Consider the following 14,714-nt stretch of genomic DNA (forward strand, 5'->3'; position numbering starts at 1 on the left):
GATTGGTAGCCCTTCCGTAAGGGGACAATGGGCCGGAAGGGCGTGAGTTCCGTCAGGGCTTCGCCTGTTGCGGCTTCGATTGCGGCTTCACCGTCGCCGGAGCGGGCGCCGACGGAGTGGATGGGGCCGGTGCGGGGGTCGGCGCGGGGGTCTGCGTCGCAGGGGCCGTCTGAACGGGCGCAGGCTGAACCGGCGCCGCGTCCGTGGTGGCCGGCGCCGGCGCGGTGCCGGCACGGCGTAGCACCTGGGCGAGGTTGTCGCGCACCTTGTCGGCCAGCGCAACGTCGGGTTCGCCGGCCTCGTGGAAGATCACGGTGAACAGCCGACGCTGCGACAGCAGGAAGTTCAGCGTGACGTGCAGCTTCCCCTGCGGCATCGCGCAATCGACCGATCCCGTGCGCAGCCAGACCGCACCGGCCTGTTCGGACGGGTTCAGGCTGACCGTCGGCGTGCCTTCGCAGCGCTGCTTCATGGCGTCGGCGAAGCTGTCCGACAACTCGTCGATCTTGGCGCCCTCGCCCACCGCGCGCTCGCGGATGCCGCCGACGATGGGTCCGAAACGCCAAGCGACATCGGCCGGGCGCCGCTCCTGCGGGACCTTGTCCATCGGCACCAGTTCGGCGTCGTGCACCCCGGCCGCCGTCAGCAGGCTGTCCAGCCCTTCCGGCAGTCGGTTCTTCTCCGCCGCCGGGCGGCCGGCGGCGACCTTGATCGGCGGGACGTTCCCGCCCTTGTCGACGCAGGTCTTCAGGTCGCCCAGAACCTTCTTGGTGCCGTCCAGCTTGAAGGCGATGCGGTCGGAAGCCGACGACACCACCAGCTCGTTGCCACCCATCAGGGCAGTGACCAGTTCCTCGTCCTTGCCGTTGGAGACCACCAGCATGTCCGGCTGGGAAGCGATGGCGGTCCGTTCCCGCTTCAGCTTCTTGTCGACCTCGATGGTCACCGGCCATTCGCCGCCCTTCGGCAGATCGGCGCCGGGAATGCCGATGCCGATGTTGATCTCGCCCTTCGGGCTGCGGGCGAACATCAGCACATGGCCGGAGGTGAATTCCCCCTCCGCCACGCAATAGGCGAAGCTGCCGTCCTTCTTCTTGGCGGCGCCGCCGTCCCAGCTCTCGATCAGTTCGCCCGGCCCTTCCGGCTTGGGCGGAGCGGCGGCCTTGTCGCCGCCGGGGGCGCCGGCGGCAGGCGGATTGGCTGGTTTGGCACCCTGCTGCGGCGCGGCAGGAGTCAGGATCTCTTCTTCCGGCTCGGGCAGCCCGTAATAGGCGGCCGGCGGCATGTTCGGCTCGACCGGCACCAGCTCCGCCACCGCCGGAGTCGACGCCACCCCCAGCAGGAGAAGCGCGGACAGCGAAGCGGCAAGGCGGGCGGTCATCACGAGGTAATCCATAGATGGTTGTGGCGGCGAAGCTATCCGCGACCGCCCCCATCCGCAAGCCCAACCGCCCTTCCGGTTGCGGGAGGCTGACACCTGTTGCACGGGACACGCAGGGGGATGCTCCTACCCCCCGAAGAACGCCCCGCGCAGCGCCTCGTCGGACAGCGACGCCACCGGCCCATCGCCGACCACGCGGCCCAGCCGCAGGAGGACGGCGCGCGGCGCGACCGCCAGGGCACGTGCCGCGCTCTGTTCGGCCAGCAGCACGGCCGTGCCCGCGGCGGCGATGCGGCCGACGGCGGAGAAGACCTCGTCGGCCAGCTTGGGCGACAGGCCGAGCGACGGTTCGTCGAGCAGCAGAAGGCGCGGCCGGCCCATCAGCGCGCGGCCCAGGCTCAGCATCTGCTGCTGGCCGCCGGACAGGCGCCAGGCGCTCTCGCCGCTCTTGACGGCAAGGTCGGGGAACAGGGCGAAGACGCGCTCGACATCCCGGGCGCGGTCGCGGGCGGCGGGCAGGCCGGCGACCTCCAGATTGTCGCGCACGCTCATGCCGGGGAAGACCCGCCGCCCCTCCGGCACATAGCCGATGCCGCGCCTCACCCGCGCCTCGGTCGCCAGCGGGCCGAGATCGGCGCCGTCGAAACGCAGCTCCCCCCGCGCCGGCACGAGGCCGAGCAGCGCCTTCAACAGCGTCGACTTCCCCGCCCCGTTGGCGCCGAGCAACGCCACCGTCTCCCCCGCCGCCACAGTCAGCGAAACGCCGTCGAGCGCGCTCGCCCCACCATAGCCGGCGGTCAGGTTGCGGATGGACAGCAGCGGGCTCATGCCGATCCCGCCCTGCCCAGGTATGCCGTCGCCACCGCCTGATCCCGGCGCACCTCGCCGGCCGGACCGTCATAGATCAACTGCCCACGATCGAGGCACAGCACCCGGCCGGCCAGCGGCAGCAGGAATCCCATGTCATGCTCCACCAGCAGGATCGCCATCCCCTCCCCCGCCAAATCGCGCAGCAGGGCCGCCAGATCCGCCTTCTCGCCATCGGTCAGGCCGGCGGCGGGCTCGTCCAGCAGCAGGACCGCCGGGCGACGGACCAGGGCGCGGGCCAGTTCCACCCGCCGGCGCAGTGCCGCCGGCAACCCGTCGCAGGATTCCCCGGCAAGCTCGCCGACGCCCAGCCGGTCGAGCGCCCAGTGCGCATGCGCCTCCGCCGTCGCGGCGTCCCGATCGAAGGCGAGACGGGCGGCGGCCACCGCCTCCAGCACGCCGGCCCCGGCAGGCAGCGCCGCCGCCTGGAAACTGCGGGCCAGTCCGGCACGGGCCAGCCGGTCGGCGCGAGCGCCGGTGACGTCCTGCCCGCCGAGCCGCACCCGCCCGGCATCCGGCCGCTCCAGCCCCGACAGCAGGTTGATGACCGTGGATTTGCCCGACCCGTTCGGCCCGATCAGCCCGGTGATGGTGCCCGGCCGCAGGTCCAGCGACACGCGGTCCACCGCCTGCACGCCGCCGAAGTATTTCCGCAAGCCCTCGACCGCCAGCCCCTCCGGCAGGGCGGGTGGTGGCGGCGGCTCCCTCGCCTCCACCAGCGCACGGGGCTTGCCGCCGTACAGGCGGGCCGTGAGGCGGTGGAGGAGCCCGGTCAGCCCGTCCGGCGCCAGCACGATGGTCAGCAGAAGCGCGGCGCCGTAGATGACCAGATAGCCGCGCTCCAGGAAGCGGAACCATTCCGGCAGATGCAGCAGCAGCACGGCGCCCAGCACCGCCCCGGCCATTCGTCCCCGCCCGCCGACGATGGATATCGTGAGGATGGAGACCATGACCGGGAATTCCAGCACCTCCGGCGACACGACGCGCTGGGTGTGGACCGCCAGCGCTCCGGCGGCCCCGGCGAACAGCGCGCTGATGCCGAAGGCGGCCAGCCGCAGCCGGCCGACATCCAGCCCCAGCGTTCCCGCCGCCAGCGGATCGTCACGCAGCATGGTCAGCGACCGGCCGAGCCTTCCCCGCGCCAGACGCCAGCCGATCAGCCCGCCAAGCGCCACCAGCCCCCAGACCAGCCCGGCCATCGGCAGCCCGCGCGGCACCGCCCAGCCGAAGAGCACCGCCGCCGGCACCCCGGCCAGCCCATTGGAGCCGCCGGTCAGCTCCGGCAGGTTCACGGCAAGCAGATGCAGCACCTGCGCGATCCCCAGCGTCGCAAGGGCGAAGTAATGCGATTCCAGCCGCAGCACCGCCAGCCCGACCGGCAACGCCAGCAGAAACGGAACCAGCATCGACAGCGGAAAGGTCGCCTCGAAGCCGAGCCCATGGCGGCTGCCGAGGATGCCCGTCACATAGGCGCCGACGCCGAAGAAGGCGCCCTGCGCCAGCGACAGCGCGCCACCGAGGCCGAAGACGATCTGGAAGCCGAAGGCCGCCAGCGCATAGACCCCGGCGACGGTCAGGACGCGCAGGCCGTAGGGCGAGGCGAAGGCGAGCGCATAGACCAGCAGGGCGAGGGCGCCGGCGGTGAGAATGACGGCCGACCGACGCTCAGCCACGGCGGCGCACCGCTTCGCCGAACAGCCCTTGCGGCCGCAGGACCAGGATCGCCAGCAGCGTCAGGTACAAGGCCCCCAGCGCCACCGGATAGGACAGCACCGACGACACCCCCACCTCGAACAGCGCGATCAACAGCGCCCCCACTACCGCGCCCGGCACGGAGCCCCAGCCGCCCACCGTCACCGCGATGTAGGCCTTCAGGATCAGGTCCCCGCCCGATGTCGGCGTGACGAAATAGCGGTTGGCCAGCAGCAGCCCCGCCGCCCCGGCACAGGCGGCGCCGATGGCGAAGGTCACCAGGATCATGGCGGTGACCGGCACGCCGCAGGCGCGCGCCATCTCCGGATCCTGCGCCGTCGCGCGCAGCCGGCGGCCAAGCTGGGTGCGGGCGAAAACCCATTGCTGCGCGCCGATCAGCAGGGCCGCCACCGCGACGATGGCGAGCGACTGCTCCGGCACCGCCAGCCCTCCGATATGAAGGGTGTCGTCCCCGAACAGCGGCGGTGCGGCGCGAGGCTCCGGCCCGAAGAGGATGGCCGCACCGTTCTGCAGGATGATGCCGACCGCGATGGTGCTGATGAAGACCGAAACCGGCGGCCGGCGCCGCAGCGGCAGATAGGCCGCCAGCGCCATCAGCAACCCCAGCGCGGCCATCAGCACCAGCACCACCGGCAGCAGGACGATGCCCGGCAACGGGATCAGCGGCGCCAGCGCCACCGCCAACAGCCCGCCGGCCATCACGAGGTCGCCCTGGGCGAAGTTCACCGCCGAGGTGGCGTTCAGCACCAGCACGAAGCCCAACGCCACCAGGGCATAGGCCGCCCCCAGCGCCACCCCGTTGACCAGCAGTTGAAACGCCGCCATCCGCTCACTTCGCCGCGAGTGTCGGGTCGGCGTACCGCTTCACCAGCGTCGGCACGCGGCTGGTCCCGTCATAGCAGACGATGACGGCGGAATGCGCCATGTTGCCCTTGCCGTCGGACTTGTAGGTCATGGCGAGACCCTTGAACGTCTCCGACGACAGTGCTTTCCGGATGGCGTCCGGCGTCCGGGCGCCGGCCTTCACCGCCTCCAGCACCATCGTCATGCCGTCATACTGGCCGAGCGCGAAGGCGTCCGGGTCCTTGCCGAAGGCGGTGCGGTAGGCATCGGTGAAGGCCTTGACCTCCGGCGTGTCGCCTGAAATCGGCGAGGCCGCAGTCTCGGCGCAGACGCCCTTCAACTCCGCCGGTTCCAACAGGGCAGCGGTGCTCGGCTGATGCATGGCGGAGCCGGCGACGATTGGCAGGGTCACGCCGCTCGACGCCGCCTGCCGCAGCAGCAGCGCGGTCGGGCCGGAATGCAGGTGCAGCACCAGCACGTCCGGCTTGGCGGCCAGCGCCTTGGTCAGCACCGGCAGCAGGTCCTTGGCCGCCGGGTCCACCCCCTCCTCGAACACCGGGGTCACGCCCAGCGCCTTGAAGGCGGCGTCGAGATGGGCCTTGCCGCTCTGCCCATAGGCGGTGGTCTGATAGATGATCGCCGGCTGCCGCTTGCCCAACTCCTCCACCACATAGCGGGCGTGGGCGGACTTGGTCACGGCGTCGCCAGGGAAGAAGCGGAAGACCCAGGGGTTGCCCTGCTCGGTGATCGACGCGGTGCCCGACACGGTGACCAGCGGCAGCTTCAACTCCTGCGCCAGCGGCAGCATCGCCAGCATCTGAGTGCCGAGCATGCTGGCGGCGACCGCCCCGACCGTGCCGCTGCCGGCCGCACGCTCCAGCGCCGTCACCGCCGCCTCGGGCGAGGTGCCGGTGTCGACGACCTCCGACGCAATGGCGACGCCGGCCGGCGTCTGCTTCAGCGCCAGGACGGCACCGTTGCGCTGGCTGGTGCCTTCCAGCGACAGGAAGCCGGTCAGCGGAACCAGCACCGGGAAGGACAGCGTGTCGTCGGCCCGCGCCGCCGGAGACAGGCAGGACGTGGCCGCCAGCAGGCCGATCAGAAGGGGAAGCGCGCGCCGCATGACCGAAAACTCCTCAACTCGCACCGGCAACCGGAGCGACGCGGAGGGGACGGGGCATTTGCGGCTGATCCGTCGGGTTCCGGTCGGCTCCCTTCGCCGGCATGACCCGGATCAGGTTCGATGGGTGTTGTCTCAGCCCCCGCATCCGCCGATCCAGCGAAGGCAGGGGCACCCCAGCCGTGAACAGGCGGCGAGAGTGTCGTCGCCGGCCCCGTCCTGTCAAGAACCCAGCCGGCGGCGCGCCACCACGGTTTCACGATGCAGGATGTAGAGGCCGCTGCCGATGATGACCATGGCGCCAACGATCACCGGCACGGTTGGCAGGTCGCCGAACACCATCCAGCCGAACAGGCTGGCCCAGACCATGCCGGTATATTCAAAGGGCGCCACCACCGCCGGAGGCGCGCGGCGGAAGGCCTGGGTCAGCAGCACCTGCGCCCCGGCGCCGATCGCGCCGACGAGCGCCATCAACCCCAGCGCGAAGCCGGTCGGCGCCGTCCACACCGGCACCGTCAGCGCCCCGCTGACCACTGTCGTCGTCAGCAGCAGATAGAGCACGATGGACGCGCTGGTCTCCGTCCGCGACAGGCCGCGCACGGCGAGCGCCGCCAGCGCATAGAACAGGGCGGCGCACAGCCCGACCAGCACCGGCACCAACGGCGCCCCGGCCGACGGCTGCGCCATCACCACCACGCCGCCGAACCCGACCACCACCGCCGCCCAACGCCGCCAGCCCACCGGCTCCCCCAGCAGCGGAGCGGACAGCGCGGTGATGAACAGCGGCCCGGCGAAGCTCAGCACATAGACATCGGCCAGCGGCAGCTCGCGGAACGCATAGAAGAAGCAGCCCATCGAGATCAGCCCGGCGAAGGCCCGCCAGACATGCCCCCAGGGCCGCTTGGTCCGCATCGCCGCGATCCCACCGCCACGCCACAGCGTGTAGCCGCCCACCAGCAGGAAGGCGACCAGCGAGCGCACGAACATCAGCTGCGGCACCGGGTAATCGGCGGTCAGGAACTTGATGAGCGTGTCCATCGCCGCGAACAGCAGGATCGCCCCCAGGAAGCAGCCGACGGCATAGGGAACCGAATCGGCCTCGGCAGGCAGCAGGTCGGCGGTCTCGGCATCGGTCATGGAATTGGTTCAGAACGGCAATGGCGGATGTTGCCCACATTATGGGCAAATCCGCCCGCGTCCCAATGCCGCAACCGCAGGTCTGGTAGGCGTGGGATCTTGGAAGTGTTGGCTTCGTATGCCCCCTCCCCTCACCTAGTCAACACCATCACCAGCCGCTCCACCGGCGCATCGTTCACCAGATGCGACTCGACGATCTCGTCGATGTCCTCCGCCGTTTCCGGCCGGTACCAGATGCCCTCCGGATAGACCACCATCAGCGGCCCGGCGGAGCAGAAACCGAGGCAGCCCGTCATCGCCATGCCGACATCGGCCAGACCCTTCGCCTGGATTTTCTGGTCGAGCCGCTGCCACAGCGGATGGGCGCCCTTGGCGGCACAGCTGCCGCGCGGATGGCCGGGCGGGCGCTGCTGGGCGCAGCAGAAGACGTGGTGACGAAAGGTCTGCGGAATGTCGAGCGGCATCGGGCATGCTCCATAACCATAAAATTCCTATGGTTTAGAAGCATGCCAGATTGCTGCGCTGCGGCAAGAGTTTTTGTAATCCTTCTAACCCACGGCAGCCCCAGTGATTCCGGCGTGATGAAATGCTTGGTCGGCAGAGCATTGGCGGTTAAGAATCCCCGCCAAGGGGCAATCCAGGAGACGCCGGTGCTGCTGAGCGGGTCGGGGAAGGGTCAGCCGGGCGCCGTGCCGGGCTGGGTCGGATATGCGCTGCTGCCGGTCCTCAACCTCGTCGCGGCCTTCGTGCTGTCGGGGCTGGTGATCCTGGTGATCGGCGAGAATCCGGTCGACGTGCTGTCGCTGCTGCTGTCGGAGGCCCTGGGGTACCCGGAGGCCATCGGCTACACCCTTTACTACACCACCGACTACATCTTCACCGGGCTGGCGGTCGCCATCGCCTTCCATTGCGGGCTGTTCAACATCGGCGGCGAGGGGCAGGCCTATCTGGGCGGGCTGGGCGCCGGGCTGGTGGCGCTGGCGCTGACCGGCTGGCCCTGGCCGGTGGTGGCCTTGCTGGCGGTGCTGGCGTCCGCGCTGTTCGGCGCCGCCTGGGCCTTCATTCCGGCCTGGCTGCAGGCCAAGCGCGGCAGCCACATCGTCATCACGACGATCATGTTCAACTTCATCGCCGCGTCGATCATGACCTGGCTGCTGGTGGACGTGCTGATCCGCCCCGGCAGCCAGTCGCCGGAAACCCGCGAGTTCGATCCCGGCGTCTGGCTGCCGTCGATGGACCGGGCGCTGGGCTGGTTCGGCATCACCATCCCGGCCTCGCCGTTGAACCTGTCCTTCCTGTGGGCGCTGGCCTGCTGCCTGCTGTTCCACATCTTCCTGCGCCGCACCCGCTGGGGCTACGAGCTGCGCACGGTGGGCCGGAACGAGCGGGCGGCGGTCTATGCCGGCATCTCGCCGGCACGGAACATCGTCATCGCCATGCTGATCTCCGGCGCGCTGGCCGGCTTCGTCGGGGTGAACGAGATCCTGGGCGTGCAGCACCGGGTGATCCTGAACTTCACCGGCGGCGTCGGTTTCGTCGGCATCGCCGTGGCGCTGATGGGACGCAACCACCCGGTCGGGATCATTCTGGCAGCCCTGCTGTTCGGGGTTCTGGCGCAGGGCGGCGGCCAGCTGTCCTTCGAATACCCCACGATCAACCGCGAGCTGGTGATGGTCATCCAGGGTCTGGTCATTCTGTTCGCCGGTGCGATGGAGAACCTGTTCAAGCCGCAGGTTGAGACGCTGTTCCGCCGCCGCGGCACCGCCGCGGCAGATACGGGAAGGGGCTGAGCGATGGAGGACGCGCTTCTTCTGGCGTTGCAGCTGTTGAGTGCCACCATCCGGGTGGCGACGCCGCTGGTGCTGGCCGCCTTCGCCGGCATGTATTGCGAGCGGTCGGGCGTGGTCGACATCGGGCTGGAGGGCAAGATGCTGGCCGGTGCCTTCTTCTCCGCCGCCGTCGCGTCGACGACGCTGAATCCCTGGCTCGGGCTGCTGGCCGGCATCGCCGCCGGGGTGGCGCTGGCGCTGGTCCACGGCTTCGCCTGCATCACCCACAACGGCAATCAGGTGGTGTCGGGCATGGCGATCAACATCCTGGTCGCCGGACTGGCGCCGACGCTGGCCTATGCCTGGTTCCAGCAGGGCGGCCAGACCCCGCTTCTGCCCAATCAGGCGCGCATTCCCGCGGTGGAACTGCCGGGGGTCGACGCACTGGCCGGCGTGCCGGTGCTGGGGCCGGTGCTGGGGCCGGTCTACCGCGAATTGCTGAACGGCAACAATGTGCTGATCTGGGTGACGCTGGTCCTGGTGATCGCCACCCAGTGGGTGCTCTACCGCTCGCGCTTCGGGCTGCGGCTGCGGGCGGTGGGGGAGAATCCGGCGGCGGTCGACACTGCCGGCCTGTCGGTGGCGAAGCTGCGCTATCAGGCGCTGCTGGTGACAGGCGCGCTGACGGGAATGGCCGGCTCGTATCTCTCCACCGGCCACGGCGCCGGCTTCGTCCGCGACATGACCGCCGGCAAGGGCTATCTGGCGCTGGCGGCACTGATCTTCGGCAAATGGCGACCGGGACCGACGCTGTTCGCCTGCCTGCTGTTCGCCTTCACCGACGCGGTGCAGGTGCGACTGCAGGGGGTGGAGTTGCCGGGCATCGGCGTCATCCCGGTGCAGTTCATCCAGATGCTTCCCTATGTGCTGACCGTCCTGCTGCTGGCCGGCTTCGTCGGCAAGGCCATCGCCCCGAAGGCGAGCGGCATCCCCTATGTGAAGGAACGCTAGCCGATGGCCGACACCGCAGAGCTGCCGCAGTTGATCGAAGCGGCCCGTGCCGCGCGCGAGAACGCTCATGCCCCCTACTCCAAATTCAAGGTCGGCGCCGCCATTCTCGGCGAATCGGGGCGCATCTTCGCCGGCTGCAATGTGGAGAATGCGGCCTACCCGCAGGGCCAATGCGCCGAATCGAGCGCCATCGGCGCCATGGTCACCGCCGGCGACCGCCGCATCCGCGCCATCGTTGTCATGGGCGGCGAAGCGGGGGCGGAGGAGATCTGCACCCCCTGTGGCGGCTGCCGCCAGCGCATCCGCGAATTCGCGACGCCGGACACGCCGATCCACATCTGCGATCCGGCCGGCCTGCGGCGGACCTTTTCGCTGGAGACCCTGTTGCCCGAATCGTTCGGTCCCACCAATTTAGCCTTCTGAGCGGAGTTTCCCGACATGACGGCAGCCCGCGCCGCCGCGGACATCCTTCACCGTGCCTCCGGCCACCGGCCGCGGGTCGGCATCGTGCTGGGTTCCGGCCTGGGCGGCATCGCCGACCGCATCGCCGATGCCGTATCCATCCCCTACGGCGAGATCGCCGGCTTCCCGGTCCCCAGCGTGTCCGGCCATGCCGGGCGGCTGGTCGTTGGGCAACTCGGCGGGGTCGAGGTCGCCTGCATGCAGGGCCGCGTCCATGCCTATGAAGGCAACGGTTTCGACGCGCTGAAGACCGCGGTGCGGGCGCTGAAGCTGGCCGGTTGCGACACGCTGGTGCTGACCGCCGCCGTCGGCTCCCTGCGGCTGGAGGTCGGGCCGGGCCGGCTGATGGCGATCAGCGATCACCTGAACCTGCTGGGTTCCAACCCGCTGACCGGTCCGAACGACGAGGCCTTCGGCGAGCGCTTCCCCAGCATGACCGATGCCTGGGACCCGGACTTGCGCGACCTGCTGAAGGATGTCGCCGCCAGCCAGTCCATCGACTTGGCGGAGGGCGTCTATGCCGCCTATCCCGGACCGTCCTTCGAGACGCCGGCCGAGGTACGGATGATGAAGCTGCTGGGCGCCGACGCGGTCGGCATGTCCACGGTGCCGGAATGCATCGTCGCGCGCCATTGCGGCCTGCGGGTCGTCGGCTGCGCCGTCGTCACCAATCTGGGCGTCGGGCTCGGCGACGGGCCCGTCGACCATCACCAGACCCTGACCGCCGCCTCGGCGGCAGCCGCCGACCTGGAGCGCCTGCTGGTCGGCTTCCTCGAACGCCTGCATGAGAAGGACGGGTCCCGGTCATGAAACTGTCTGCCGACCTGCAAAGCGCGCTGGACGCCAGCGCCAACGCCCCGTCCGACGCCGATCTGGCGCGCCGTGCCGTGGGCATGCTCGATCTCACCAGCCTGAACGGCGACGACAGCGACCGGGTGGTGCAGGATCTCTGCGCCCGCGCGGTCACCCCCGTGGGGCCGGTCGCCGCCGTCTGCGTCTGGGCGCGCTTCGTCCCCACCGCGCGCAAGGCGCTGGACGACACGCCGGTGAAGGTCGCCACCGTGGTGAATTTCCCGACCGGCGAGGCCGATGCCTCCTCGGTTGCGGCGGAGACCCGGCGGGCCATCGCCGACGGCGCCAACGAGATCGACGTCGTGCTGCCCTACAAGGCCTTCATCGACGGCGCCCGCACCCAGCCGATGAATGTGGTGAAGGCCTGCCGCGAGGCTTGCAGCGACAAGGCCCTGATGAAGGTGATCCTGGAGTCGGGCGCCTTTCCCGATGCCGACCTGCTGGCCTGGGCGGCCCGCGACGCCATCGCCGCCGGTGCCGATTTTCTGAAGACCTCCACCGGCAAGACCCAGCCGGCCGCCACCCTGCCGGCGGCGGCGGTGATGCTCGAAAGCATCTATGAATCGGGCAAGCCGGTCGGCTTCAAGGCATCCGGCGGAATCCGCGACGCGGCGGAGGCGGCTCGCTATCTGGCGCTGGCCGACCATATCCTGGGCGATGGCTGGGCGACGCCGCAGACCTTCCGCTTCGGCGCCTCCAGCCTGCTCGACGCGCTGCTGGCCGCCGCCGGCCATGGCGAACGTGAGGGCGAGGGCGAGCGCGAACCGGCACCGGCGGGAGGGTACTGAGGCATGCTTCCGCAGGAGATCGTCCGCGCCAAACGCGACGGCCAGCCGTTGAACGACGCCACCATCCAGGACTTCGTGCGCGGCATCACCGACGGCCGCGTGTCGGAGGCCCAGGCGGCGGCCTTCGCCATGGCCGTCTTCTTCCGCGGCATGAGCCTGGACGAACGGGTGGCGCTGACCTGCGCCATGCGCGATTCCGGCACCGTGATGGAATGGCGCTCGCTGGCCCTGCCCGGCCCGGTGATCGACAAGCATTCCACCGGCGGCGTCGGCGACAAGGTCAGCCTTATCCTGGCGCCGATGCTGGCCGCCTGCGGCGGTTTCGTGCCGATGGTGTCGGGGCGCGGACTCGGCCACACAGGCGGCACGCTCGACAAGTTCGAGAGCATCCCCGGCTATCGCGCCAAGCCCGACAACGACCTGCTGCGCCGGGTGGTGAAGCAGGTGGGCTGTGCCGTCATCGGCGCCACCGACGACATCGCCCCGGCCGACAAGCGGCTCTACGCCATCCGCGACGTGACGGCGACGGTCGAATCGCTCGACCTCATCACCGCCTCGATCCTGTCGAAGAAGCTCGCCGCCGGGCTGGACGCGCTGGTGATGGACGTCAAGTTCGGCAGCGGCGCCTTCATGCAGCGGTTCGAAGACGCCGAGGCGCTTGCCGAGAGCATCGTCACCGTCTCCAAAGGCGCCGGCCTGCCGGCGGTCGCCCTGCTGACCGACATGAACGAGGTGCTTGGCCGCAGCGCCGGCAACGCGCTGGAGATGCGCGAATGCCTCGCCATCCTGCGCGGCGAACCGGCCGAAGCGCGGCTCTACGAGGTGACGGCGGCGCTGGCGGCGGAACTGCTGGCACTTGCCGGTCTGGCGCCGGACGCCGCGGCCGGGCGGGCCATGGCCGACCGCTCCATCACCAGCGGTGCGGCGGCGGAGCGGTTCGCCCGCATGGTGGAGGCGTTGGGCGGGCCGGCCGACCTGTTGGAGCAGCCGGACCGCCATCTGGAAAGCGCGCCCATCGTCCGCCCGGTCTTTGCCGAGCGCAGCGGCTTCGTCGGCGCCATCGACACCCGCGGGGTCGGCATGGCGGTGGTGGCGCTGGGCGGCGGCCGCACCAAGACCACCGACGCCATCGACTTCGCGGTCGGCTTCGACGAGGTGGCCGGGTTGGGCGACGCGGTGGGTCCGACGGAACGTCCGCTGGCGATCCTGCACGCCCGCACGGAAGCCCAGGCCGACGAGGCGGAACGCCGCCTGCGTGCGTCGGTCACGGTGAGCGAGACGGCACCGGTACGTGGGCCGTTGATCGCGAAACGCTTGGGGTGAATGAATATCGCCCTCTCCCGGGACGGGAGAGGGCGATGCAGGGTTCGTTGGACGTTACCGCCGGAACAGGAACTCGCGGCCGACCTTCACGCGGCGTTCGCCGTCATACTCGATGATGTCGGCTGTCGCGTAGGTCTCGGTCCAACGTTCAGGCAGGTAGCTGCCGGTGCCGATCACGTCCACCGGGGCGTTGGCCTCCGCCATCAGCCGGCACTTGGCCGGGCCGAAGCCGCTGCTGGCGACGATCTTCACTGCCGGGAAACCGGCCTCGTCCAGCCGTTCGCGCACATAGTGGATCGCCGCGGCCGAAACACCGGTGCCGATCAGGTAGCGCAGTTGCGTCTCATCACGATAGCCGCGGATCGCATGCGGCGCATGCCGCTCCAGCACGGCATAGGAACCGGGCGGGTCCAGCCCCTCGACGAAACGACCGCCGGGGGTGTCGAGCCGCAGCGACAGCTTGCCCTGGGCGGCCAGTTGCGGGAAGCGGCGGCAGACCTCCAGGCCGTCGGTGATCTCGCGGCCAAAATAATCGACCAGGACGGTCAGCGGCAGGTCGGGGAAGGTCTCGTGGAACATCTCCGCCGCGCGCACGGTCGAACCGGCATAGCCGATCAGGGCGTGCGGCATGGTGCCCATGCCCCGGTCCTGCCCGAAATAGGAGGCGGTGGCGTCGGTGGCGTTTCCGACGAAGCCCTTGGCGCCGACCTTGCGCTTGGCCCGGTCGGATCCGACGGAGGCGGCATAGGCCATCATCTCCGCCATCTCCGTCCCGGCGCAATGGCGGGCGTCCATGGCCAGGAAGGCGACCTTCGGCAGGTCGGCGCACATGGTGAAGGCGTTGTAGGCCGCGACGCTGGCCGGTCCCAGCTTCTGCAGCAGGATCGTCTCGCAATCGACCAGATGATAGAAGGAGCCGGTGATGTACATGATCGGCTCGCCGGCACCGACCCATTTGCCCTCGGGGTAGTTCAACTCGATCCGGAAGCTGGTGTTGCGTTCCCGCGCCACCGACTCCAGCCATTCCACCGCAAGGCGCGGAGCGCAGACCACCGGGCGCCGCATGAAGATGGCGTAGGTGACGGTCTTGTCGCCGAACTTGCCCACCGCCTCCTTGGTGCGGCGGAAATAGGTGTCCGTCCAGTCGGGAACCGCGGCGGAGGACGGATGAAGGGCAGTCGGCCCGCTCCCGGTTGTCTGGATGCCGGCCGGCCGGATGCCTGCTGCCCGGCTGCCAACCGATCGGTTATCGCTGTCGCTCATACCCATCACCCTCGCCTTCCGCCCCTGTCTACGCCTGTCCGCGCCTGTGTGTGCGCATGGCTTTGCGGTACATCGTTATGGATGGTCCGGCCGCCGGGCAGGGCCAGCCGGCCGGTTGTGTTGGAATCCCAGCATTATACGCCCCGGCCGGGCGGGGGAAGAGGCTTCCCACCCTGTCAACCCGC

At 70.0% G+C, this 14,714-nt stretch carries 14 protein-coding genes and 1 riboswitch; of the genes, 6 read left to right on the top strand and 8 right to left on the bottom strand.

Going from position 1 to position 14,714, the window contains the following annotated elements:
* Window positions 1–52: 52 nt before the first annotated feature.
* From FZ938_RS19105 to FZ938_RS19135, 7 genes are all read right to left on the bottom strand, one after another.
* The gene (locus FZ938_RS19105) at window positions 53–1,381 is read right to left on the bottom strand and encodes a hypothetical protein (protein WP_149200056.1); all 1,329 of its coding nucleotides are present in this window, start codon (window positions 1,379–1,381) and stop codon (window positions 53–55) included.
* 126 nt (window positions 1,382–1,507) lie between these two features.
* A complete protein-coding gene (locus FZ938_RS19110; protein WP_149200057.1) occupies window positions 1,508–2,209 on the bottom strand; it encodes an ABC transporter ATP-binding protein in 702 nt (233 codons plus the stop codon).
* Window positions 2,206–3,921, bottom strand: coding sequence for a branched-chain amino acid ABC transporter ATP-binding protein/permease (locus FZ938_RS19115; RefSeq protein WP_149200058.1), 1,716 nt, complete (start codon window positions 3,919–3,921; stop codon window positions 2,206–2,208). The genes FZ938_RS19110 and FZ938_RS19115 overlap by 4 nt, the downstream gene beginning before the upstream one ends.
* Window positions 3,914–4,786 carry a branched-chain amino acid ABC transporter permease gene (locus FZ938_RS19120; RefSeq protein WP_149200059.1) on the bottom strand — a complete coding sequence of 291 codons (873 nt, stop codon included), beginning with the start codon at window positions 4,784–4,786 and terminating at the stop codon, window positions 3,914–3,916. The genes FZ938_RS19115 and FZ938_RS19120 overlap by 8 nt, the downstream gene beginning before the upstream one ends.
* A 4-nt stretch (window positions 4,787–4,790) precedes the next feature.
* Window positions 4,791–5,927 (bottom strand): ABC transporter substrate-binding protein, encoded by a 1,137-nt coding sequence (locus FZ938_RS19125; RefSeq protein ID WP_149200060.1) that lies wholly within the window; start codon window positions 5,925–5,927, stop codon window positions 4,791–4,793.
* A 71-nt stretch (window positions 5,928–5,998) separates the two neighbouring features.
* Window positions 5,999–6,113: riboswitch (TPP riboswitch) on the bottom strand.
* 33 nt (window positions 6,114–6,146) lie between these two features.
* Complete coding sequence (locus FZ938_RS19130; RefSeq protein ID WP_149200061.1) at window positions 6,147–7,061, bottom strand: DMT family transporter; 915 nt, start codon at window positions 7,059–7,061, stop codon at window positions 6,147–6,149.
* Window positions 7,062–7,192: 131 nt separating this feature from the next.
* The gene (locus FZ938_RS19135; protein WP_149200062.1) at window positions 7,193–7,525 is read right to left on the bottom strand and encodes a (2Fe-2S) ferredoxin domain-containing protein; all 333 of its coding nucleotides are present in this window, start codon (window positions 7,523–7,525) and stop codon (window positions 7,193–7,195) included.
* A 186-nt stretch (window positions 7,526–7,711) separates the two neighbouring features.
* Here FZ938_RS19135 and FZ938_RS19140 point away from each other — a divergent pair, with 186 nt between their 5' ends.
* The 6 genes from FZ938_RS19140 to deoA are packed head-to-tail and all read left to right on the top strand — an operon-like array spanning window position 7,712 to window position 13,266.
* The gene (locus tag FZ938_RS19140) at window positions 7,712–8,851 is read left to right on the top strand and encodes an ABC transporter permease (RefSeq protein WP_149200063.1); all 1,140 of its coding nucleotides are present in this window, start codon (window positions 7,712–7,714) and stop codon (window positions 8,849–8,851) included.
* A 3-nt stretch (window positions 8,852–8,854) separates the two neighbouring features.
* Window positions 8,855–9,841, top strand: a complete 987-nt coding sequence (locus FZ938_RS19145) for an ABC transporter permease (protein WP_149200064.1) — start codon at window positions 8,855–8,857, stop codon at window positions 9,839–9,841.
* 3 nt (window positions 9,842–9,844) lie between these two features.
* Complete coding sequence (gene cdd, locus FZ938_RS19150; protein ID WP_149200065.1) at window positions 9,845–10,264, top strand: cytidine deaminase; 420 nt, start codon at window positions 9,845–9,847, stop codon at window positions 10,262–10,264.
* 15 nt (window positions 10,265–10,279) lie between these two features.
* Window positions 10,280–11,113: a purine-nucleoside phosphorylase gene (locus FZ938_RS19155; protein ID WP_149200066.1), complete on the top strand. Its 834-nt coding sequence runs from the start codon at window positions 10,280–10,282 to the stop codon at window positions 11,111–11,113.
* On the top strand, window positions 11,110–11,943 hold the full coding sequence (gene deoC, locus FZ938_RS19160; RefSeq protein ID WP_149200067.1) for a deoxyribose-phosphate aldolase: 834 nt from the start codon (window positions 11,110–11,112) through the stop codon (window positions 11,941–11,943). The genes FZ938_RS19155 and deoC overlap by 4 nt, the downstream gene beginning before the upstream one ends.
* A 3-nt stretch (window positions 11,944–11,946) precedes the next feature.
* Complete coding sequence (gene deoA, locus FZ938_RS19165; protein ID WP_149200068.1) at window positions 11,947–13,266, top strand: thymidine phosphorylase; 1,320 nt, start codon at window positions 11,947–11,949, stop codon at window positions 13,264–13,266.
* A gap of 54 nt (window positions 13,267–13,320) precedes the next feature.
* Here deoA and FZ938_RS19170 read toward each other — a convergent pair whose 3' ends face one another.
* Window positions 13,321–14,529, bottom strand: coding sequence for a nicotinate phosphoribosyltransferase (locus tag FZ938_RS19170; protein WP_246458038.1), 1,209 nt, complete (start codon window positions 14,527–14,529; stop codon window positions 13,321–13,323).
* Between the last annotated feature and the right edge of the window lie 185 nt (window positions 14,530–14,714).

Source organism: Azospirillum oryzae (assembly GCF_008364795.1).
GTDB lineage: Bacteria > Pseudomonadota > Alphaproteobacteria > Azospirillales > Azospirillaceae > Azospirillum > Azospirillum oryzae.